The sequence below is a fragment of the Pseudomonas sp. NFACC46-3 genome (assembly GCF_900114515.1).
In the GTDB taxonomy this organism is placed as follows: domain Bacteria; phylum Pseudomonadota; class Gammaproteobacteria; order Pseudomonadales; family Pseudomonadaceae; genus Aquipseudomonas; species Aquipseudomonas fluorescens_Q.
The window spans coordinates 117,062-138,887 of sequence record NZ_FOTH01000010.1 but is presented as its reverse complement, the minus strand read 5'-3'; the positions used below and the strand labels follow the sequence as shown (position 1 = coordinate 138,887).

At 60.6% G+C, this 21,826-nt stretch carries 20 protein-coding genes; 4 read left to right on the top strand and 16 right to left on the bottom strand.

Translation table 11 applies throughout. From position 1 onward, the window contains the following. Positions 1 to 215 precede the first annotated feature (215 nt). Both BM300_RS13105 and BM300_RS13100 read right to left on the bottom strand, forming a co-directional pair. Positions 216 to 881, bottom strand: coding sequence for a fumarylacetoacetate hydrolase family protein (locus tag BM300_RS13105; protein WP_063323441.1), 666 nt, complete (start codon positions 879 to 881; stop codon positions 216 to 218). 42 nt (positions 882 to 923) lie between these two features. Then, on the bottom strand, positions 924 to 2,318 hold the full coding sequence (locus BM300_RS13100; RefSeq protein WP_063323440.1) for an FAD-binding oxidoreductase: 1,395 nt from the start codon (positions 2,316 to 2,318) through the stop codon (positions 924 to 926). Between the two features lie 205 nt (positions 2,319 to 2,523). Between BM300_RS13100 and serA the strand changes: the two genes are divergently transcribed. Further along, a complete protein-coding gene (gene serA, locus BM300_RS13090) occupies positions 2,524 to 3,753 on the top strand; it encodes a phosphoglycerate dehydrogenase (protein ID WP_003186856.1) in 1,230 nt (409 codons plus the stop codon). Between the two features lie 80 nt (positions 3,754 to 3,833). On the opposite strand, the gene BM300_RS13085 is transcribed toward serA, so the two are convergent. Further along, positions 3,834 to 4,259 carry a DUF4399 domain-containing protein gene (locus tag BM300_RS13085; protein WP_092146644.1) on the bottom strand — a complete coding sequence of 142 codons (426 nt, stop codon included), beginning with the start codon at positions 4,257 to 4,259 and terminating at the stop codon, positions 3,834 to 3,836. Positions 4,260 to 4,392: 133 nt separating this feature from the next. Between BM300_RS13085 and BM300_RS13080 the strand changes: the two genes are divergently transcribed. Further along, the gene (locus tag BM300_RS13080) at positions 4,393 to 4,971 is read left to right on the top strand and encodes a transporter substrate-binding domain-containing protein (protein WP_092146591.1); all 579 of its coding nucleotides are present in this window, start codon (positions 4,393 to 4,395) and stop codon (positions 4,969 to 4,971) included. Positions 4,972 to 5,184: 213 nt separating this feature from the next. On the opposite strand, the gene BM300_RS13075 is transcribed toward BM300_RS13080, so the two are convergent. From BM300_RS13075 to BM300_RS13020, 12 genes are all read right to left on the bottom strand, one after another. Beyond that, positions 5,185 to 5,811 (bottom strand): class I SAM-dependent methyltransferase, encoded by a 627-nt coding sequence (locus BM300_RS13075; protein WP_063323438.1) that lies wholly within the window; start codon positions 5,809 to 5,811, stop codon positions 5,185 to 5,187. A gap of 63 nt (positions 5,812 to 5,874) precedes the next feature. Further along, complete coding sequence (locus BM300_RS13070; protein WP_092146587.1) at positions 5,875 to 6,519, bottom strand: methionine ABC transporter permease; 645 nt, start codon at positions 6,517 to 6,519, stop codon at positions 5,875 to 5,877. Continuing rightward, positions 6,509 to 7,633, bottom strand: a complete 1,125-nt coding sequence (locus tag BM300_RS13065) for a methionine ABC transporter ATP-binding protein (RefSeq protein WP_092463079.1) — start codon at positions 7,631 to 7,633, stop codon at positions 6,509 to 6,511. Before BM300_RS13065 ends, BM300_RS13070 begins: the two co-directional genes overlap by 11 nt. Position 7,634: 1 nt before the next feature. Beyond that, entirely contained in the window at positions 7,635 to 8,444 is an 810-nt protein-coding gene (locus BM300_RS13060) for a MetQ/NlpA family ABC transporter substrate-binding protein (protein WP_092463077.1), read from the bottom strand. Between the two features lie 161 nt (positions 8,445 to 8,605). Further along, positions 8,606 to 9,964: an LLM class flavin-dependent oxidoreductase gene (locus tag BM300_RS13055; RefSeq protein WP_092463075.1), complete on the bottom strand. Its 1,359-nt coding sequence runs from the start codon at positions 9,962 to 9,964 to the stop codon at positions 8,606 to 8,608. Then, complete coding sequence (locus tag BM300_RS13050; protein ID WP_092463073.1) at positions 9,964 to 11,157, bottom strand: SfnB family sulfur acquisition oxidoreductase; 1,194 nt, start codon at positions 11,155 to 11,157, stop codon at positions 9,964 to 9,966. Before BM300_RS13050 ends, BM300_RS13055 begins: the two co-directional genes overlap by 1 nt. A 23-nt stretch (positions 11,158 to 11,180) precedes the next feature. Next, positions 11,181 to 12,422 (bottom strand): SfnB family sulfur acquisition oxidoreductase, encoded by a 1,242-nt coding sequence (locus tag BM300_RS13045; protein ID WP_092222226.1) that lies wholly within the window; start codon positions 12,420 to 12,422, stop codon positions 11,181 to 11,183. Positions 12,423 to 12,759: 337 nt separating this feature from the next. Continuing rightward, positions 12,760 to 13,530: a hypothetical protein gene (locus BM300_RS13040; RefSeq protein ID WP_092463071.1), complete on the bottom strand. Its 771-nt coding sequence runs from the start codon at positions 13,528 to 13,530 to the stop codon at positions 12,760 to 12,762. 515 nt (positions 13,531 to 14,045) lie between these two features. After that, entirely contained in the window at positions 14,046 to 14,807 is a 762-nt protein-coding gene (tcyN, locus tag BM300_RS13035; RefSeq protein WP_063323431.1) for an L-cystine ABC transporter ATP-binding protein TcyN, read from the bottom strand. Positions 14,808 to 14,810: 3 nt separating this feature from the next. After that, the gene (tcyL, locus tag BM300_RS13030; RefSeq protein WP_063323430.1) at positions 14,811 to 15,476 is read right to left on the bottom strand and encodes a cystine ABC transporter permease; all 666 of its coding nucleotides are present in this window, start codon (positions 15,474 to 15,476) and stop codon (positions 14,811 to 14,813) included. Continuing rightward, on the bottom strand, positions 15,476 to 16,276 hold the full coding sequence (tcyJ, locus tag BM300_RS13025) for a cystine ABC transporter substrate-binding protein (protein WP_092146574.1): 801 nt from the start codon (positions 16,274 to 16,276) through the stop codon (positions 15,476 to 15,478). The genes tcyL and tcyJ overlap by 1 nt, the downstream gene beginning before the upstream one ends. Positions 16,277 to 16,583: 307 nt before the next feature. Then, positions 16,584 to 17,576 carry a D-cysteine desulfhydrase gene (locus BM300_RS13020; protein ID WP_092345397.1) on the bottom strand — a complete coding sequence of 331 codons (993 nt, stop codon included), beginning with the start codon at positions 17,574 to 17,576 and terminating at the stop codon, positions 16,584 to 16,586. A gap of 444 nt (positions 17,577 to 18,020) precedes the next feature. On the opposite strand from BM300_RS13020, the gene betT reads away from it, so the two are divergent. Further along, a complete protein-coding gene (betT, locus tag BM300_RS13015) occupies positions 18,021 to 19,982 on the top strand; it encodes a choline transporter BetT (RefSeq protein ID WP_170862053.1) in 1,962 nt (653 codons plus the stop codon). Between the two features lie 12 nt (positions 19,983 to 19,994). Here betT and BM300_RS13010 read toward each other — a convergent pair whose 3' ends face one another. Further along, complete coding sequence (locus BM300_RS13010; RefSeq protein ID WP_092146568.1) at positions 19,995 to 20,735, bottom strand: SDR family oxidoreductase; 741 nt, start codon at positions 20,733 to 20,735, stop codon at positions 19,995 to 19,997. Between the two features lie 132 nt (positions 20,736 to 20,867). On the opposite strand from BM300_RS13010, the gene BM300_RS13005 reads away from it, so the two are divergent. Continuing rightward, positions 20,868 to 21,758 (top strand): LysR family transcriptional regulator, encoded by an 891-nt coding sequence (locus tag BM300_RS13005; RefSeq protein WP_072342675.1) that lies wholly within the window; start codon positions 20,868 to 20,870, stop codon positions 21,756 to 21,758. The last annotated feature ends 68 nt before the right edge of the window (positions 21,759 to 21,826 follow it).

Here is a 21,826-nt window from a genome sequence, read left to right as displayed (position 1 = left end):
CTAGGGGAGTGGCTGGCTCAGATGCCGCATTCCCCGGAATTATCCGGATGGCATGTGAAAAAACGGTAAAACCTTGGGCTCGGGAAAGCTGGATGCCTGTGGGAGCGGGCTTGCTCGCGAAGGGGCCATCAGGTGCAACATCTTTATGCCGACCGTTATACCGCCTTCGCGAGCAAGCCAGCTCCCACATGATCTCTAGCGGTCACAAAACCGAGTTAGCGAACGCTGCTTTCGAAGCGGCTCGCTCCCGGCAACTCCAGTACCAGTTCATCGCCTGCATTCAGCGGCCCGACGCCTGCCGGGGTGCCGGTGAGGATCACGTCGCCGGCCTGCAACGAGAAGCAGCCGGCCATGTATTGGATCATCGGCACAATGGGATTGAGCATCAGGCTGCTATTACCGTCCTGGCGCACTTCACCGTTGATGGTCAGGCGAACGGGGATGTCGGTCAGGTCGGCAAAGGTGCCGTTCGACACGAACGGTGCGAGCACCGCCGCGCCGTCGAAGGACTTGGCCACTTCCCACGGCAGGCCCTTGGCCTTGAGCTCGGCCTGCTTGTCCCGCAGGGTCAGGTCCAGGGCCGGGGCGAAGCCGGAGATCGCGTCCAGTACTTCTTCAGCGCTGGGCTTGGTGGACAGCGGCTTGCCGATCAGCACGGCGATTTCCGCCTCGTAGTGCACCGAGCCACGGTCGGCAGGAATGCTGAAACCACCTTCCAGCGGCACCACGCAACTGCCCGGCTTGATGAACAGCAAGGGTTCGGTGGGTACCGGGTTATCCAGTTCCTTTGCATGTTCGGCGTAGTTGCGGCCAATGCACACCACTTTCCCTACCGGAAAATGAATACGTGTACCGTCGACATACTGGTGCTGATAGCTCATTACCGGCTCCTGCTTCTGGGATTCATCAGGTGTTTTTAGGCGTCAAATCGCGAAAATCTTGCCCGGGTTCATGATGCCGTTCGGGTCGAATACCGCCTTCACCGCTTTCATGTACTCGATTTCCACAGGTGAACGACTATAGGTCAGGTAGTCGCGCTTGGTCATGCCCACGCCGTGTTCGGCGGAAATCGAGCCGTTGTACTTCTCGACGGTCTCAAAGACCCATTTGTTCACGGTCGCGCACTTGGCGAAGAACTCATCCTTGCTCAGGTTTTCCGGCTTGAGGATGTTCAGGTGCAGGTTGCCGTCGCCGATGTGGCCAAACCAGACGATTTCGAAGTCCGGGTAGTGTTCGCCGACGATCGCGTCGATTTCCCGCAAGAAACCCGGAACCTTGGAGACGGTCACCGAGATGTCGTTCTTGTACGGCGTCCAGTGGGAGATGGTTTCGGAAATGTATTCGCGCAGCTTCCACAGGTTCTGCAGTTGGGTTTCGCTCTGGCTCATCACGCCGTCCAGCACCCAGCCTTGCTCCACGCAATGCTCGAAGGTTTCCAGGGCGTGATTGGCGACTTCTTCAGTGGTGGCTTCGAATTCCAGCAGGGCGTAGAACGGGCACTCGGTTTCGAACGGTGCTGGCACGTCGCCGCGAGCGAGGACCTTGGCCAGGGCCTTGTCGGAGAAAAATTCGAAGGCGGTCAGGTCCAGCTTGCCCTGGAAGGCGTGCAGCACCGGCATGATCGAATCGAAGTCCGGCGTGCCGAGCACCATGGCGGTGAGGTTTTTCGGCGCACGGTCCAGGCGCATGGTGGCCTCGACCACGAAGCCCAGGGTGCCTTCGGCGCCGATGAACAGCTGCCGCAAGTCATAGCCGGTGGCGTTCTTGATCAGGTCCTTGTTCAGCTCCAGCAGGTCACCCTTGCCGGTGACGACCTTCATGCCCGCCACCCAGTTGCGGGTCATGCCGTAGCGAATGACCTTGATCCCGCCGGCATTGGTTCCGATGTTGCCGCCAATCTGGCTGGAACCGGCGGAAGCGAAGTCTACCGGATAGTACAGGCCATGTTCTTCGGCCTTGTTCTGCAGTTGTTCGGTGACCACGCCAGGCTGGCAGACCGCGGTGCGGTCGGTGAGGTTCACGTCGAGCACCTGGTTCATGTAGTCGAATGACACGACCACTTCGCCGTTGGCCGCCACGGCGGCGGCGGAAAGCCCGGTACGCCCGCCCGACGGCACCAGCGCGACCTTGTGTTCATTGGCCCAGCGCACGATGGCCTGGACCTGCTCGGTGGTCTTGGGAAAGACGATGGCCGTGGGCGCCGGGGCGAAATGCTTGGTCCAATCCTTGCCGTAAGCGTTCAGGGAGTCGGCATCGGTCAGGACCTTGCCAGGCTCAACCAGGGTCTTCAGCTCATCTATCAGGGCAGGATTGGTCATCGACAGAACTCTCGAACAATTCATGGTCATCCTGAGAACGCTTCACGTCGCAGGAATGAGTGTTTAGCGGGGTGCATATGCTAGCATACCGACCCCGCAGCGTAGTGCCCAACGGCTGTTCTGCGGCGACGGCTGTCACGCCGGTCGGGCCAGCATGCGCTGTCCGATTCCCTGCCATTTTTCTCCGGGACACAGGTTTACGCAGATGAGCAAGACTTCTCTCGATAAGAGCAAGATCAAGTTCCTTCTTCTCGAAGGCGTCCACCAATCGGCTGTCGACGTCCTCAAGTCGGCGGGCTACACCAGCATCGAGTACATCACCAGTTCTCTGCCGGAAGCCCAGCTCAAGGAAAAGATCGCCGATGCTCACTTCATCGGCATTCGCTCCCGTACTCAATTGACCGAAGAGATCTTCGACCACGCCAAGAAACTGGTGGCGGTCGGCTGCTTCTGCATCGGCACCAACCAGGTTGACCTCAATGCGGCGCGCGAGCGCGGCATCGCGGTGTTCAACGCGCCGTACTCCAACACCCGTTCCGTTGCCGAACTGGTGTTGGCCGAAGCGATCCTGCTGCTGCGCGGCATCCCTGAGAAGAACGCTTCCTGCCACCGTGGCGGCTGGATCAAGAGTGCGGCCAACTCCTTCGAAATCCGCGGCAAGAAGCTGGGTATCGTCGGTTACGGCTCGATCGGCACCCAGTTGTCGGTACTGGCTGAAGGCCTTGGCATGCAGGTGTTCTTCTACGACACCGTGACCAAACTGCCCTTGGGCAACGCCACCCAGGTCAACAACCTGCACGAGTTGCTGGGCATGTCCGACATCGTGACCCTGCACGTGCCGGAAACCGCTGCCACCCAGTGGATGATCGGCGAGAAGGAAATCCGTGCCATCAAGAAGGGCGGGATCCTGATCAACGCCGCGCGTGGCACCGTGGTCAAGCTCGATGCCCTGGCCGACGCGATCAAGGACAAGCACCTGATCGGCGCCGCCATCGACGTGTTCCCGGTGGAGCCGCGCTCCAACGACGACATCTTCGAAAGCCCGCTGCGTGGCCTGGACAACGTGATCCTGACCCCGCACATCGGCGGTTCCACCGCTGAAGCCCAGGCCAACATCGGTCTGGAAGTGGCGGAAAAACTGGTCAAGTACAGCGACAACGGTACGTCGGTATCGTCCGTGAACTTCCCGGAAGTGGCTCTGCCGGCACACCCTGGCAAGCATCGCCTGTTGCACATCCACGAGAACATCCCGGGTGTGATGAGCGAGATCAACAAGGTCTTCGCCGAAAACGGCATCAACATTTCCGGTCAGTTCCTGCAGACCAACGAGAAAGTCGGCTACGTCGTGATCGACGTCGACGCCGAATACTCGGACCTGGCGCAAGAGAAGCTGCAGCACATCAACGGCACCATTCGTTGCCGGGTGTTGTTCTAAGAAGGTTGGACGGCAAGTTGAGGTTTGGCTTGCAATAAAGAACGGGAGCTTCGTAAGGGGCTCCCGTTTTTTTGCCTGCGTTACTTCACGGTGACGGTGATCTTCTTGGACACGATCGTCGGATGGAACGGCATATGGCCGCTGTCACCCAATATCAGCTGCAAGGTATGTTTGCCCGGGGCCAGCTTGATGGTGGCTTCGGTCTGCGCTTTGCCGAAGTGCATGTGGTTGGCGTCGGTCGGAATCGGTGCGCCTTCGGCGGGCAGTTTGTCGACATCGATCAGCAGATGATGATGCCCGGTGTTTTTGGTCACATCACCCGCCGGAGCCAGGGCGATGTCCTTGACGCCGAACTTGACCTTGAATTCCTGGGCAACGGTGGCGCCGTCTTGCGGGGAAACGATGAATACCTCTGCGCCTTTGGGAGCGGGGGTTGCGGCAGTCGCCAGCATCGAAGTACTCAGCAACAGGCCGGCCAACGCGGCACGAGACATAAAGCTTTTCATTTTTTTCTCCAATTTTTCCATGAAATCCGCCTGGCCATGACAACTTCATGACCAATCGTTGTCGAAGCCTGCAACAACCATAGCAAAGCGAGCCTGAAACGAGCGTCGCTTGTATAAATACAAAGGAGTGACCATGCGCTTTCTGCCTGGCCTGATCTGCCTGCTACCCCTTTTGAGTCCCCTGGCTCATGCCGAACTGATCGATGACATCAATGACCGTGGCGAACTGCGCATTGCCCTTGAGGCCAACGCCGCGCCCTTCAACTTCAAGGAAGACGGCAAACTCACTGGTTTCGAAGTGGAGCTGGGCGAAATGCTTGCCAGTGAGCTCGATGTACGCCCCGACTTCGTGGTCACTGATGCCGGGGACCTGATGAGCGGGGTGGAGAGCGGCAAGTACGACGTCGCCATCAACCACATAGCAATGACCCCGGAACTGGTGGAACGTTTCGACACCAGCGCCGTTTACAGTCAGCCGGATGCACAATTGCTGGCGAGCAAGGAGCAGACGCCACGCCCGCTGGTCATGGCGCAGTCGTTCCAGCCCGAAAAAAAGAGCGACCCGGCGCCGAGCCTGGTGATTCCGTTCCAGAAGGGCAACCCGGCGTTCAAGGCCAGCCTGGACAACGCCCTGACACGTATCAAGGAGGATGGAAGGCTGGAGCGGTTGTCGCAGAAGTGGTTGGAAAAACAGCCAGCGGAAAACAATTGAGGCTTGGATTCAACGCGACACTTTGTGGCGAGGGAGCTTGCTCCCGCTGGGCTGAAGCAGCCCCAATCGGGATAACGCAAAACTCCAGGCAGACCGTGTCAGCCGGTTTTACGACGGCTGCGCCGCCGAGCGGGAGCAAGCTCCCTCGCCACTGGGTTCTTGTTTGGACCGGGGGACATGGTTACCGCTCACCCTGTCCAAACAGGCCTGTCCTCAAGACTTGCGCCAGACACTTGCCAACCAAGGCTGTTGCTCGCGCGGCAGCCCAGCCGGTCGGTAGTAATGCTCCAGTTCCACGAAGCCTGCGTCGCCGAGCAGCGTGCGCCAGGCCGCGAGGTCGTGATAAGCGCCGAAGCGCTGGCCGTTCCAGCCCTCCTGGTTTTCGCCCCGTGGGTTGGAGCTGAACAGCACGCCGCCGGGCTTGAGCGTGGCATGCAGTTGTTTCAGCACCCGAGGCAGTTCCTGGACCGGGATATGAAACAGCACGGCGTTGGCAAAGATCCCGTCGAAGCGTTCAGCCGGCAGGTCGAGTTTCAAAAAGTCCTGTTGCCACACTTCGCACCCGCTGTCCTGGCGCGCCATCCGGGCAAATTCCGCTGAGCCATCGAGGCCCACCGCCACATGGCCCATGGCGGTGAACGTGCGCAGGTCTCGTCCGGGGCCGCAGCCGAAGTCCAGGATGTGCAACGGTGCCTGGGCCTGAATATGCCGCAGCAACGCGTCGATATTCTGGCTGACGTCGTGATCACGGGTGCCTTCGCGAAAGCTGTCGGCGACCGCGTTGTAATGGCCCAGGGTCGTGGCGGTGATGGTTTGCAGGTCGTCGGGGGTGTGTTTCATGGTCGCTGGCTTGGAGTGGGGGAGCGTGAGCCGACTATACCGCAAGATCATTGATCGCTCAGGTCAGCGCTTGTTCAAGCCCCGCGCCAACCGATCCCCACCGAGTTGAATCAACGCCACCAATGCCACCAGCAACACGATCACCGTGAGCATGATCTGGCTGTCGAAACGCTGGTAACCATACCGGTAGGCGATGTCCCCCAGGCCGCCAGCGCCGATTGCCCCGGCCATCGCCGAGGAGTTGATCATGGTCACCAGTGTGATGGTAAAACCGCCGACGATGCCCGGCCGTGCTTCGGGCAGCAGCACATGCCAGACAATGTGCCAGCGTCGGCACCCCATGGCCTGGGCCGCTTCGATCAGGCCATGGTCGACCTCCCGCAAACTGACTTCGGCGATGCGGGCGAAGAACGGGGTGGCGGCGATGGTCAGGGGAACCACCGCCGCCCAGACGCCGTAGGTGGTGCCGACGATCAGCCGCGTGAACGGAATCAGCGCCACCATCAGGATCAGGAACGGTATCGAGCGGAACAGGTTCACGAACGCGCCCAGGACGCGGTTCAGGGCGGGCGCTTCATAGATCCCACCCTTGTCACTGGTGACCAGAATCACCGCCAGCGGAATGCCCGCCAGCAACGCGATCAACGACGACACGCCGACCATCAGGAAGGTGTCGATGAAGCCCTGCAATAACCGATCAAACCACATAGCCCAGCACCTCCACCTGTTGCGCCCAATTGCCTGCACGTTGGCGCAGCTCTTCGGCGCTCCATGACGAGCCACTCACCGCCAGCAGTAATTGTCCCAGCCCGTGGCCTTGGATCCGTTCGATGCCGCCGTGCAGTAGCCGAACCCGACCATCCAGGGCGTTGAACAAGGCCGCGAGGTCCGGTTCGTCCCGCCCGATGCCGGTGAATTGCAGGCGCAGCACGGTAGCGGCATCCGCCGATGCTGGCAGGGCCTGCAAGCGGCTTTGCAGTTCTTCAGGTATGGCGTGTTGCAGGGGGGCCAGCAGTGTTCGACTGACGTCGTGTTGCGGGTTACCGAACACTTCCCAGACCGGACCCTGCTCGACAATCCGACCTTGCTCGAGGACCACCACGCGGTCACACACCTCGCGAATCACCGCCATTTCATGGGTGATCAACACGATGGTCAGGCCCAGTCGCTGATTGATCTCACGCAGCAAACCGAGGATCGATTGAGTGGTTTCCGGGTCCAGGGCCGAGGTAGCCTCGTCGCAGAGCAGGATCTGCGGATCATGGACCAGCGCCCGGGCGATCCCGACGCGCTGCTTCTGTCCGCCCGAGAGTTGCGCCGGGTAGGCCTTGTGCTTGCCCTGCAAACCCACCAGCTCCAACAGCTCACGAACTTTCTGCTGGCGCTCCTCCTTGGGCACGCCGGCGACTTTCAGCGGCAGCTCGACGTTCTGCCACACGGTCTTGGCCGACATCAGGTTGAAGTGCTGGAAGATCATGCCGATGCGCCGGCGCAGTTCCACCAGGCTGTCTTCATCGAACTCGCCGATGTCTATCTGATCGATCAACACCCGGCCACTGGTGGGTTGTTCGAGGCGGTTGATGGTGCGGATCAGTGACGATTTGCCAGCGCCGCTGCGGCCGATGATGCCGAACACTTCGCCGCGCTGGATCGCCAGGTCGATGCCTTGCAGCGCGGCCACCGGACCCTGGGCGCCGTTGTAGGTCTTGCCCAGGCCGATGAAGCGCACGTGGGCGCGGTTGAGCTCTGGATGCAGTTCGGTGTGTTTGGCGCTTCTGGGCGGGGGGGCTTCTTGTCGAAGTCGAGCATTGACGGCGTTCATGTCAGCTTTCCCAGCCGGGTTGGTAGAGCTTGCCGTGGGCCTTGTCCAGGGCGGCGCGCACGGCTGGCGAATGTTGGTAGATGTCGACGAACTTGATCAGCCGTGGATCGTTCTTGCTCTTGGGCTGGATCACGAACTGAATCACGTATTCCTTGTGATCGAGGCCGTCGAACAGCAAGGCAGAGTTGGCATCGAAGGTCTTGGCCAGGCGGATGTAGGCCGGGTAGCCCTGTACCAGGTCGGCGTCTTCATAGGCGCGCACCAGTTGCACGGCTTCGACCTGCAGGATCTTGAGTTTCTTCGGGTTGGCGACGATATCGTCTTCGGTGGCCTTGTAGCCGACGCCCGGCTTGAGGCTGATCAGCCCGGCCTTGGCCAACAGTTGCAGGCCGCGCCCGCTGTTGATCGGGTCGTTGGCAATGGCGACGCTGGCGCCTTCCGGGAGTTCGTCGAAGCTTCTGTATTTTTTCGAATAGAGGCCGACGTTGTTGATGATCCCCGGCGCAAAGGGCACCAGATCGAACCCGGCGGCGGCCTTGGCGTTTTCCAGGAACGGGATGTGCTGGAAGTAATTCACGTCGATGTCGCCGGAGGCCAGGCTGACGTTGGGCGCTATCCAGTCGCTGAACTCCACCAGTTCGACCTTCAGGCCTTGCTTGCTGGCCTCTTCCACGGCGGCCTCCAGGGGAATGGCGAACGCGGCGGTGGTGCCGACTTTCAACGGTGCGTCGGCGGCAAACAGTGCCGAGCTGAACAGGCCGAGGGCCAGGGCCAGTGCTTTGACTGGCAGGGTCAGGAGTTGCTGGGTCATGTCAGTTGTTCCAGTCATTAATGGATGAGTCTCAGGCTTTTGTGGCGAGGGAGCTTGCTCCCGCTGGGCTACGAAGTAGCCCCAACGCCTTTTTGGGCGGGCTTCGCCCACCAGCGGGAGCAAGCTCCCTCGCCACAGGGTCAGTGTCGGTAGTCCCAGGGTCAGTGTCGGTAGGTTGAGCCGGTGTGTAGTCCAGGTAGATGAGCCCCCGCGCGAAACAGCTTTTCCCGCAGGGTGCCGTTGTCGTATTCGGTCTTGTACGCGCCGCGCCGTTGCAGTTCGGGAATCACCAGGTCGATGAAGTCCACGTAGCTTTGCGGCGTGACGATGCGGGTCAGGTTGAAACCATCGAGGCCGGTTTCGCCGATCCAGGATTCCAGCTCGTCGGCCACCTGTTCGGGCGAGCCGACCACCGTGATGTAGCGACCGCCCAAGGCGTGTTGTTCGAGCAATTTGCGCCGGGTCCAGTCGTTGTTCTGCAAGGTCTTGGTGGCGGACTGGATGGCGTTGCTCTTGACGTACTGGATCGGTTCGTCCAGTTCGTACTGGGAAAAATCGATGCCCGTTGACGCGGAAAAATGCGCCACGCCGGCCTCGGCGCTGGCATAGCTCAGGTACTCGGCATGCTTGGCCCAGGCAGCCGCTTCGGTCTCGCCGACGATCACGTTCAGGCCCATGAACACCTTGATGTCCCCGGGGTTGCGCCCCGTCTCTACGGCGCTGGCGCGGACCTTGTCCACCTGGGCCTTGGTCGCCGATTTGTTCTGGCCGCTGATGAACACGCACTCGGCATGCCGTCCGGCGAACAGCAGGCCGCGCTCGGAACTGCCGGCTTGAAACAACACCGGCGTGCGTTGGGGCGACGGTTCGCACAGGTGATAACCCTCGACCTGATAGAATTCGCCCTGATGCCGGACCTTGTGCACTTTCTCCGGCTGCGCATAGATCCGCCGCTGGCGATCGTTGAGTACCGCGTCGTTTTCCCAGCTGCCTTCCCAGAGTTTGTAGAGCACTTGCAGGTACTCGTCGGCCTGGTCGTAGCGGCGATCATGCTCGACCTGCGCGGTCAGGCCCATGGCCTTGGCGGCGCTGTCCAGGTAGCCGGTGACGATGTTCCAGCCGACCCGGCCGCGACTCAGGTGGTCGAGGGTGCTCATGCGGCGGGCGAACAGGTAGGGCGGTTCGTAGGTGAGGTTGGCGGTGAGGCCGAAGCCGAGGTTCTTCGTGACGGCGGCCATTGCCGAGACCAGCAGCAACGGGTCGTTGACCGGCAGTTGGATCGACTCCTTGAGCGTGACGTCCACCGACTGTTGGTACACGTCATAGACCCCGACGATGTCGGCGATGAACAGCCCGTCGAACAACCCGCGTTCGAGCAATTGCGCCAGGGCGGTCCAGTATTCGATCGTGTTGAACTGGGTCGACGTGTCCTGGGGATGGGTCCAGAGGCCGTGATTGATGTGCCCGATGCAGTTCATGTTGAACGCGTTGAGCAGGATTTTTTTCTTGCCGGGAGCCATCAGATAGTCCCCCGCAGCGGCGGTTTTTCATCGTTGAGGTAGAAGTTGCCCACGGCGTGGTATTTCCAGCGCACCGGGTCATGCAGGGTGTGCACTCGCGCGTTGCGCCAGTGACGGTCGAGGCCATGTTCGGCCAGGGTCGCCTGGCTGCCGGCCAATTCGAACAGCGTGCTGCTGGCGGCCAGGGATATTTCGGTGCTGATGGCACGGGCCTCGGCCACGGCAATCGAGGCGGCGGCGACCGTGTCGGCCCGGGTGTCGGCCTGGGCCCGGTCGAGGAATTCACCGGCGCGTTCCAACAGGGCTTCGGCGGCATGCAGGCGGATGCTCAGTTGGCCGAAACTCTTGAGGGTGTGCGGGTCTTCGGTGGCGACGTCGCTGGTGGCGTCGATCCAGGGGCGGGTTTTATTGCGGACAAAATGCAGGGCGTCTTCATAGGCGGCGCGGGCGATGCCGGTGTCAATAGCGGCGTGAAGGATCTGCGCCAGCGGCCCTACCGGTGTGGGACGTTCGAAGGCGCTCTGGAAGGGCACGATGTCGGCGGCGGCGACATAAACGTCTTCGAACACCACCGAACCACTGCCCGTGGTGCGCTGGCCAAAACCGCTCCAGTCGTCGATCACCGTCAGGCCTTGGCTGCTGCGAGGCACGAACGCCAGTTGTTGCACACCGTTTTCGTCCACCACTGACGTGGGGATGCGCTGGGCGTAGATCGCGCCCGTAGCGTAGAACTTGCGACCGTTGATGCGATAGCCCTCGCCGTCGCGGCGCAGTTGGGTGATGCGATCATGGGCAGTCTTGGTGCCAAGTTCGGCCAGCGCGTTACCAAAGCGCTGGCCGGCGAGCACTTCGGCGTAGAGGCGTTGTTTTTGCGCTTCAGTGCCGTTTACCCGTAGCACTTCCAGGGCATAGAAATGATTTTGTGGAATCTGCCCCAGCGAGCTGTCGGCCTGGGAAATCAGCGCAATGACTTTGGCCAGGGTGACGTTGGACACACCGGCACCGCCATAGGCCGTGGGCACGCTGATACCCCACAGGCCCGAGCGGGAGAAGGCCTCCAGTTCCGGGTACGGCAAACGGCGCTCGCGGTCGCGCAGGGCGCTGTCGCGCTTGAAGTCATCGGCCAGGTCGCTGGCCACGATCAGGGCTTGTTCATCGCTGGTGATCACCGCGACGTGTTGAGAAAGCGTCATGTACTGCTCCAGAGGTCGGGTCGTCAGATCCAGGAATGGCGGGCCGGCAAGGTGCCGTTCAGGTGGTAGGCGCCTACCGCGTGATACTTCCAGCGCACCGGGTCGTGCAGGGTGTGGACCCGTGCGTTGCGCCAGTGGCGATCGAGGTTGAATTCGGCGAGGGTGGCGCGGCTGCCGGCCAGTTCGAAGAGTTTTTCGCTGGCGTGCAGGGCGATTTCGGTGGTGAGCACTTTGGCCTCGGCCACGGCAATCGAGGCGCGGGCGGCAGATTGCGCCGTGATGGGGGCGGCACTGACCTGGTCCAGCACCTGTCCGGCCTTGCGCAGCAAGGCTTCGGCGGCGTGCAGTTCGATTTTCAGTTTGCCAATGTCGGCGATCACGTAGAGGTCGTCACTGGCTCGGTCGACCTGGGCGTCGATCCAGGGACGAGCCCGTTCACGCACAAAAGCGATGGCATCATCGATGGCGCCACGGGCGATACCCGCATCGATGGCGGCCTGGATCAGTTGGGAAATCGCACCTTGCACGCCGGGTGTTTCGTTGATGCGCCAGTTATCCAGGACCAACTCGGCATCCACCCGCACGTTGTTCAGCAGCACGGTGCCGCTGGCGGTGGTGCGCTGGCCGAACCCCGACCAGTCGTCGACGATCCGCAGGCCCGGGGTGCCGCGCCGTACGAATGCCAGCACCTGGCGGCCCTCGTCATTCAACGCCTTGACCGCGACCCAATGGGCAAACAGCGCGCCGGTGGAATAGAACTTCTGACCATTGATGACAAACCCGTCACCGTCAGTGGTGATCCGAGCCTTGAGCTCAAGGGTATTGCGAGTACCGCGTTCCGGCCCGGCGTTGCCGATGCGCCAGCCTTCGAGCACGCTCTGCAAGAGGATTTTTTTCTGCCGTTCGGTGCCGGTGCCGAGAATCAGCTGGAGCACGCCGAACTGGTTCTGCGGGATCTGCCCAAGGGCCGGGTCAGCGGCGGAAATGATCGCGAACACGTCGGCCAGGGTGACGAACGAAACCTGCGGACCGCCGTATGCCCGGGGAATGGCAATGCTGCCCAGTCCGCTGCGGGTGAATTGCTCGATTTCTGCCCAGGGCAGCTTGCGTTGCTGATCACGACGCGCGGCCTGCTGACGGGCGACCTGCGCCAGTTCATGGGCGGCTTTGATGGCCTCGGCATCGTTGCGTAACACCTGTGCGGGCAACAACAGTGGTGCGATGTCCAGGTCGCTCTGGACTTTTGCTTGCGCCAGATCCGACATTACAGCCACTCCGTGGCTGCAGGCAGTGCCTTGGCATATTGCACTGGGGTGATTGTGTTCCGTTCCATACCCACCTCACATCTTTTCGGAAAACGCCGCGATAAATGCGGCGAGTCAAAATCAAGAATGTCCGGTGGTCCGGTATATATACCCTAAGCGTGTATAAATTATTTTTGAACTAACTTTTAGGAATATGTATAGGTTGGATTCAATTGGAAGGAGTCCTCTGTGGCGAGGGAGCTTGCTCCCGCTGGGTTGCGCAGCAACCCTTCTTTTCCCGGTGGGCGCTGCGCACCCAAGCGGGAGCAACCTCCCTCGCCACCAAAAGCGCTCTGTATCAAGGCGCTCGATGTCGCGGTTCCGCGGCCATGAGGGCCTCTTTCGAGGGCTTCTTCAGATAGGGATTGGCGCAACCGATCTTCAGCGTTCGCGGCGGTGCCCAGAGGGAATTGTTGCCTACGCGATCGATGATGCAGTAGGTCACTTCCAGGCGCAGGTCTTCGCCTGCCTCCAGGATGATCTGCGGCGGGACCCAGATATTGATTGGCTGGCCGACCTCGCTGGCGGTGACGGCAGGCAGGTCCATGCGCACATCGCCCCAGCGCAGGGTCACGGCATCGCCGGCGGCCATGTTCAGGTAGGGTTCGATGGTCAGCGGTACGCCGCGCTTGATCTGGTTGGGGTTCACCCCTTGGCGTCGGATAGTACCGGGAATGCGCACGGGCGCCAGGCTCTGGTTTTCATCGCCGCTCAGGGCCGACGGCTGCCCGCCGGGACAATCGAGTTTCGCGTGTACCCGCTGCCTGGCAGATAGCGCCGGCCCACGCCCGACCTGCATCACCCGATAGTGAATGCGCGAGGTGCCATTGACGATGAAACTCTCCGGGACTCGCAGGGTGACGCTGTCTTGCACATCGGCCTGCGACAGCAAGCGCGAGCCGACGTAGCAGTTGTCCCAGAACAGTTCGATCAGGTCACCTGCGTCCATGCCAGGGTAGGGCGCAATGGCAACCTCCAGGTGAGCGGCGTTGGCGATATTGATGCCGGTAGGGTGGGCGTTGGCCAGGGTGGGGGCGGCCAGTTCAGGACTCTTCGACTTACATGTCATGGTGTTCTCCTTGATGCTTGAAAACTAAGTCCGTTTCGGGAAGATCAACGGCGATGACTAATCGCGACATATTTTATGTGTGCAGCCATATAGGCCAGGCTGCGCCTAATCACTGTGCAGAAAATAAATAATGTGCATCGCTTGTTGGTCACTAGATAAAGGCTCCATAGTTTCAGTGTCAATAGAGGCACTTGCTTAATAATTCATTATGAAAGGCTTCAGAAATATCCTACGCCCCCATGTTAATAATGCGCGGCATCACAAGCCCTTTTCCGAGGCTCGCAGGTTTCTGGAAAATGCTCGAAAGAGCGTTTTGAGACTAAAAAGGAGGAGTGCTTGGGCTGAGCGTAAGTGTTACGAGAGGTAGATCCATGCCGTGCATAAAACGGTCGAGGATGTTGAGTAGGGCGCAAGTTGCAAGTTGTTTCTTTATGGCAAAGTTATGGCGCTAGTATCTTGAAGAGTGTTGCAACTGCCTCACTTCCATCCCTGGAAGTGATGACACTGCCGATAACTTACTGAGCGCCGTGACCGGCGGAGAGGAACTTGCTGAGGAACTGTCGCGTGCGTTCTTCCTTGGGGGCTGCAAACAAGGCCTTGGCTTCGCCTTGTTCGACGATCACGCCTTTGTCGAAAAACACCACGCGGTTGGCCACGTCCCGGGCGAAGCCCATTTCGTGGGTCACGATGACCATGGTGCGTTTTTCTTCGGCCAAGTCGCGAATGGTTGCCAGCACCTCGCCCACCAGTTCCGGATCCAGGGCCGAGGTCGGCTCATCGAACAGGATCACCGCCGGCTCCATCGCCAACGCCCGGGCAATCGCCACGCGCTGTTGCTGGCCGCCGGAAAGGCGCCGTGGGTAGGCGTCCTCCTTGCCGGCCAGCCCGACCTTGGCCAACAGCTTGCGCCCCAGGGCTTCGGCTTCGGTGCGAGGAATTTTCTTCACCACCTGCGGGCCTTCAGTGACATTTTCCAATGCGGTGCGATGGGGAAACAGGTTGAAGTTCTGGAACACGAAGCCCACCTGCTGGCGCAAACGGCGCACCAGGCCCTGTTGCTGGTTCAGCGGGCGACTGCCATCGATTTCGATGTCGCCGACCTTGATCCGGCCACTGCTGGGTTCTTCGAGGAAGTTCAGGCAGCGCAGGAAGGTGGTCTTGCCCGAGCCGCTGGGGCCGATGATCGCAACCACTTCGCCTTCTTCGATCTTCAAGTCGATGCCGTTGAGCACCACCTGACCCTTGAACTGCTTTGTCAGTTTTTCCACGACAATCATGGGTCAGGACTCCTGGTCATGCCGATTGACCCGTGCTTCCAGGACGTTCTGCAGGTGCGAGAGCACGGTAGCAAGAACCCAATAGATCAGCGCGGCGGCAAGGTACATGGTGAAGATTTCGAAGGTTCGCGCGGTGATCAGCTGCGCCTGGCGGAACAGCTCCGGCACCTGGATGGTCGCCGCCAGCGCGGTGTCCTTGACCAGGGAAATGAAGCTGTTGCCCAACGGTGGCAGCGCCGTGCGTGCGGCTTGCGGCAGGATGGCCCGGCGCAGGGTTTGGGCGCGTGTCATGCCGATACTCGCCGCCGCTTCCCACTGGCCGCGCTCGATGGAACTGATAGCGGCCCGCAGGATTTCACACGCATAGGCAGCCATGTTCAGCGAGAAACCGATCAGGGCCGCGGGCAGCGGATCCAGCTCGATGCCCAGTTGCGGCAACCCGTAATAGATCACGAACAACTGCACCAGCAACGGCGTACCGCGAAAGAACGACACGTAGATGCGGGCGATCCAGTTCACCAGCTTGAAGCGCGACAGGCGCATCAGCGCCAGGCCGAACCCCAGCAGCAAGCCGAAAAACATACCGCCCAGGCTGAGGAAGACCGTGTAATACGCGCCCTTGAGCAGGAAGGGCGCGGAGTCCAGTGCGAGTTGAAGAGCTGCTTCCATTATTGGGTAACGTCAGCGCTGAAGTATTTTTCCGAAAGTTTTTTCAACGTACCGTCGGCGCGAAGTTTTTCGATGGCCTTGTTCACGGCTGCCAACAGCTCAGGCTCGCCTTTGCGCAGGGCAATACCGGACTCCTGGCGAGAAAAGGCTTCGCTGGTGACGGTGGTGTCCTTGGCTTTCTTGGCGTATTCCAGTGCGGCCAGGCGGTCGATCAGGATGGTGTCGATACGACCGACGCGCAGGTCCTGGAACTTGGTGGGGTCGTCATCGTAGGTTTTGACTTGGGCGCCCGGTACTTCTGCCTTGACCCACTGTTCGTAGTTGGTGCCCAGGCCCACGCCGACTTTTTTACCGTCCAGGTCGGCGGCCTTCTTGATGTTCAGCTCGTCGGCTTTCTTGGTCAGTACCAGCGCTTGAATCCCGGAAACGGTGTACGGCTCGGAGAAATCGTATTTTTTCTTACGTTCCTCGGAGATGGTCACCTGGTTGACCACTGCGTCCAGACGCTTGGATTCCAGGGCCGCGAGAATGCCGGCCCATGGGGTCGTCTGCAGCTTGACCTTCACACCCAGTTCCTTGGCCAGGGCTTCGGAGAACTCCACTTCGAAGCCGGTCAGTTTGCCGCTGTCATCAACGAAACTGAACGGTGGATAAGTGCCTTCCAGGCCGATCTTGATTTCGCCGGCATCCTTGATTTTCTGCAGCTGCTCACCGGCAACCGCTTGCCCCAGCAGCCCGGCGCTCAATGCCAGGCCCAGCGAACCCACCAACAGGTTGCGACGTAATGTGGAAAAATTCATGACAAGCCCCTGTGTTTTCTTATGAAGAGGTTATTTGGCTGAGATAAGGCGTAGCCGCGATCCGAAAAGATTGCCACATCCTGCCTTAAAGCGGTTTGGGCGTCTCGCGGCAAATGCGCCTGCGGCGAGACTATAGGATGGCTTTTATAGATTGGAAAATAATATTAAATCAACTCTATATGCCTATTTTGAATTTTTCCCTGTGGGAGCGAGCTTGCTCGCGATAGCAGTGGATCAGCCCAATTCCAATCAACTGACACACCCTCATCGCGAGCAAGCTCGCTCCCACATTAAGGCTTTTCTATCTTCAGAAGACTGCGTTATAGGCAAACAACGCCGGTGCGCCGCCGGTGTGGAGGAAGATGATCGGGCCTTCGTCGAAACGGTCGCGACCCATGCCGTCGAGCAGGCCGGCCATGGCCTTGCCGGTGTAGACCGGATCGAGCAGCAGCCCTTCCTGGCTGGCCAGCAGCTTGACCGCCGCCAGTGTCCCGGCGTTGGGTTCGCCGTAGCGGGGGGCGAAATATTCGTCCCACAGGATCACTTTGAACGCTTCCGGAAGGTCGACTTCGAGCAACGCTGCCGTACGCTCGGCCAGGCCCTGGACCTTCGGAAACTGATCCTCCTCGCTGCGGGAAACGGTGACGCCAATGACCGGTAGTGCCGGCAGGCTTTCGCTCAACGCCAGTGCCAGGCCGCTGTGGGTCCCGGCACTGCCCGAGGCCAGTACCACGGCGGCGAATTCAATCCCGGTGTCCTTGATCTGCTCGGCCAGTTCCAGGCCGGCGCGCACATACCCCAGCGCGCCCAAGGCGTTCGAACCGCCAATCGGCACCAGATAGGGCTTTTTCCCGTTGCTGCGCAGGCGCCCGGCGAGGGCCTGTAGCTGCTCATCGGCGTTGTCCAGGTTGTCCACCAGCTCGACCTTGGCGTCGAACAATTCCAACAGCAGCCGGTTGCCGTTGCCCAGGTAATTGCTGTCTTCGGTGCCGATGGGGTTTTCCAGCAAGGCCACGCAGCCCAGGCCCAGTTTCGCGGCGAGGGCGGCGGTCTGGCGTACATGGTTGGACTGGATCGCCCCGGCGGTGATGAGGGTATCGGCGCCTTGGGCGATGGCATCGGCGGCCAGGTATTCGAGCTTGCGCAGTTTGTTGCCGCCCATGGCCAGGGGCGTCAGGTCGTCACGCTTGATATAGATGTCCCGGCCGAGCCAGGTGGAGAGGCGGTCGAGTTTTTCCAGCGGTGTCGGATGGCCGAGCAGGTCGAGACGGTTAAAGCGAGACAGCTGTTCTTTGATCATGGGTCCGTACTGGTTGTAGGAGATGTCTGGACTATAGGCACGCGGATATTCAGGGGCAACCGGCAATCATTTGTTTGGAAGTAAACCGGCGACGGACAGGGAGTGACACATGATTTATGAACACCCCAAACCCTGTGGGAGCGAGCCTGCTCGCTCCCACAGGGTTTGTGTGGTGTCTGTTGAACACTGAACGAATACACACCAAGCAGCGTCTATCCTCCCACTGGCCTGCGTAGGAAACGCGCCGTTGAGCCCTGCGATTAGTCCTTAGCTGCCTATTCATGTTTAACTTGAACGTTCATTCAAGTTAAACCGTCGGTTTGCTGCCCGCTCACAATAAGGAGGCTTGCTTTTGCCGAGTCCGTTTTCGACCCTCGCTGTTTCTCTGCCCGGGGGCCCTCGCCCATGAGTGCTTCGTCCCTGCCACCCAGCGGCCTGGTCCGCATGAACCCGCCGGTCTTTTACTTCGCCGCGACCTTCATCCTGCTGTTCGGCCTGGTGGTGATTGCCATGCCCGCACAGGCCGGCGCCTGGCTGCTGGCCGCGCAGAACTGGGCGGCCAATACGGTCGGCTGGTACTACATGCTCGCGATGACGCTGTATCTGGTCTTCGTGGTGGTCACCGCCTTGTCCGGCTACGGCAAGATCAAGCTCGGTGCCGACCACGACGAGCCCGAATTCAGTTATCTGTCCTGGGCCGGCATGCTGTTCGCCGCCGGCATCAGCATCACACTGTTTTTCTTCTGCGTGTCCGAGCCGCTGACCCACATGGTGCAGCCGCCCCAGGGCGAGGCTGGTACCGCCGAGGCGGCGCGCCAGGCCATGCAGATCCTGTTCTTGCACTGGGGCCTGCACGGCTGGGGCGTCTTCGCGTTCGTCGGCATGGCCCTGGCGTATTTTGCCTACCGGCACAATTTGCCGCTGGCCCTGCGCTCGGCGTTGTACCCGCTGATTGGCAAGCGCATCAACGGCCCCATCGGCTACGCCGTGGACGGCTTCGGCATTATCGCCACGGTGTTCGGCCTCGGCGCGGACATGGGTTTTGGTGTGTTGCACCTCAATTCGGGGCTCGATTACCTGTTCGGCATCGCCCATACCCAATGGATCCAGGTCGGCCTGATCGTGCTGATGATGGGCGCAGCGATCATCGTCGCCGTGGCCGGTGTCGACAAAGGCGTGCGGGTCATGTCCGACATCAACATGCTGCTGGCCTGCGCCTTGTTGTTGTTCGTGCTGTTCGCCGGGCCCACCCAGCATTTGCTCAATACGTTGATCCAGAACATCGGCGATTACCTCGGCGCCTTGCCGATGAAGAGTTTCGATCTGTACGCCTACGACAAACCCAGCGACTGGCTGGGCGGCTGGACGGTGTTCTACTGGGCCTGGTGGATCGCGTGGTCGCCGTTCGTGGGGCTGTTCATCGCACGGATTTCCCGTGGCCGCACCATCCGCGAATTCGTGTTTGGCGTGCTGCTGATTCCCCTGGGTTTCACCCTGGCGTGGATGTCGATCTTCGGCAACAGCGCCATCGACCAGGTGCTGAACCATGGCATGAGTGCCCTGGGCATGTCCGCCCTGGAAAACCCATCGATGAGCCTTTACCTGCTGCTGGAAACCTATCCCTGGAGCAAGACCGTCATCGCGGTCACGGTGTTCATCAGCTTCGTGTTCTTCGTCACGTCCGCCGACTCGGGCACCGTGGTGCTGTCGACGTTGTCGGCCAAGGGCGGCAACCCCGACGAGGACGGGCCGAAGTGGTTGCGGGTGTTCTGGGGCGCGATGACTGCCCTGGTGACCAGCGCGTTGCTGTTCTCCGGCAGCATCGACGCCTTGAAGTCGGCGGTGGTGCTGACGTCCTTGCCGTTCTCGTTGATTCTGCTGCTGATGATGTGGGGCCTGCACAAGGCGTTCTACCTGGAGTCCCAGAAGCAGATCGCGCAATTGCATTCCCTGGCGCCGGTGTCGGGCTCGCGCCGGGGTACGGGCGGCTGGCGCCAGCGCTTGAGCCAGGCGGTGCATTTTCCGTCCCGTGATGAGGTGTACCGTTTCCTCGACACCACGGTGCGCCCGGCCATTGAAGAAGTGACCGCAGTGTTCGTCGAAAAGGGCCTGACGGTGGTGACCCAGCCCGATCCGGTCAATGACAACGTCAGCCTGGAGATCGGCCACGGCGAGCAGCATCCGTTCATCTACCAGGTGCAGATGCGCGGCTACTTCACGCCGTCCTTCGCCCGCGGCGGCATGGGGTCGAAGGAGCTCAACAACCGTCGTTACTACCGTGCCGAAGTGCACTTGAGCGAAGGCAGCCAGGATTACGACCTGGTGGGCTACACCAAGGAGCAAGTCATCAACGACATCCTCGACCAGTACGAGCGGCACCTGCAGTTCCTGCATTTGGTGCGCTGATCGGCCTGAGCCTCAGACGAGCCCGCCGTTGGCCCGCAGGATCTGCCCGTTCACCCACCCGGCGTCCGGACCCACCAGGAAGGTGATGATGCGGGCGATGTCCTGCGGCTGGCCGAGGCGCTCCAAGGGCGGCATCTTGGCGTAGTGCTGCACCTGTTCTTCGCTCTTGCCGTGCATGAACAGCTCGGTGGCGACGGGGCCGGGGGCCACGGCATTGACCGTGATCTGCCGACCGCGCAGTTCCTTGGCGAACACCTGGGTCAGGGATTCCACTGCGGCCTTGCTGGCGATGTACACCGAGTAGCCGGGCAGGTTCAGGCCCACGGTGCTGCTGGAAAAATTCACGATCCGGCCACCGTCATTCAAACGGGTCGCGGCCTCGCGCAGGGTGTTGAAGGTGCCACGGGTGTTGATGGCGAACGTCTGCTCGAACAGCTCGTCGCTGTGCTGTGCCAGGGGCATGACCTGGAGGATGCCGGCGTTGTTGATCAACACATCGACCTTGCCCAGCTGCGCTTCGGTTTCATCGAACATCCGCCGGACATCGGCGGCAGACGACACGTCCGCCTTGATCGCTATGGCCTGATGGCCAGCCTGACGCAATTGCACCACCAGTTTCGAGGCTTCGGTGGCGCTGTTGGCGTAGTTGATGGCGACGGCGAAACCTTCGCTGGCCAGTTGCTTGGCAATCTCTGCTCCGATGCCGCGAGAGGCGCCGGTCACGATGGCAACTTTCGAATTTTGAACAGTCATGTGAAGGGTTCCTTTGCTGTTGAGGCGTTGTGATTCGTTGGAGCCAGATTCACATGTTTACTCTTGGCGATAAATGCACGAGAGTTGCCTTGACTATTCAATATCTTCCAACAATCGGCGGGCAGGATTCAGATGGACCAGGTCAAGGCGATGAGAGTGTTTGTCCGCATATACGAGCGCAGCAGCTTCACCCTGGCCGCTGAAGACTTGAATATGCCCCGGGCCACGCTGACCCATACGCTCAATCAATTCGAAGCCTGGCTGGGTGTTCGTTTGTTGGAGCGCAGCACCCGCAAGGTGCGCCCGACCCTCGACGGCGAAGCCTACTACCCGCGCTGCGTGCAATTGCTGGCTGAACTTGAAGAGGCCGAACTGGCGTTTCGCGGTGTGGCGCCCAAAGGCAAGCTGAGGGTGGACTTGCATGGCACCCAGGCCCGGTACTTCGTGATTCCGGCGTTACCACAGTTCATGGCTCGCTACCCTGAAATAGAACTGTTCATCAGCGAGGCGGATCGTTTCGTCGACCTGATTGCCGAGGGCGTCGATTGCGTGCTGCGCTCCGGTACGCTGGCGGATTCGTCATTGATCGGCCGACGTGTCGCCAATCTCCGGCAGATCACCTGTGCCAGCCCCGGTTACCTGCGCCAGTACGGCGAGCCGAAGAGCCTCGATGACCTGAAACATCACCGGGCGGTGAATTACGTCTCGCGGACCACCGCCAAACTCTATCCGTTTGAGTTCATGGTCGATGGCGAACTCAAGGAGGTAGCGATCGGGGGGACGTTGTCGGTGTCCGGTGCCGAAATCTACGCCGCCTCGGCCATCGCCGGCATGGGCTTGATCCAATGTCCGCATTACCGAATGGAAGAACCGATCCGGCAAGGGCTGATCCAGGAAGTCCTCACCGCCACCCCGCCACCGTCCATGCCGGTGTCGGTGCTCTATCCCCACAACCGACACATGTCGCCACGGGTCCGCGTGTTCGTGGATTGGGTGGCGGAGGTGTTTGCGCAGGCGCGATGACCGAGTGGTGAGGGCGGTGCATGGGTTGGAGAGTTGAACTAATATTTTTCTGGGTGTGTATTGTGTGT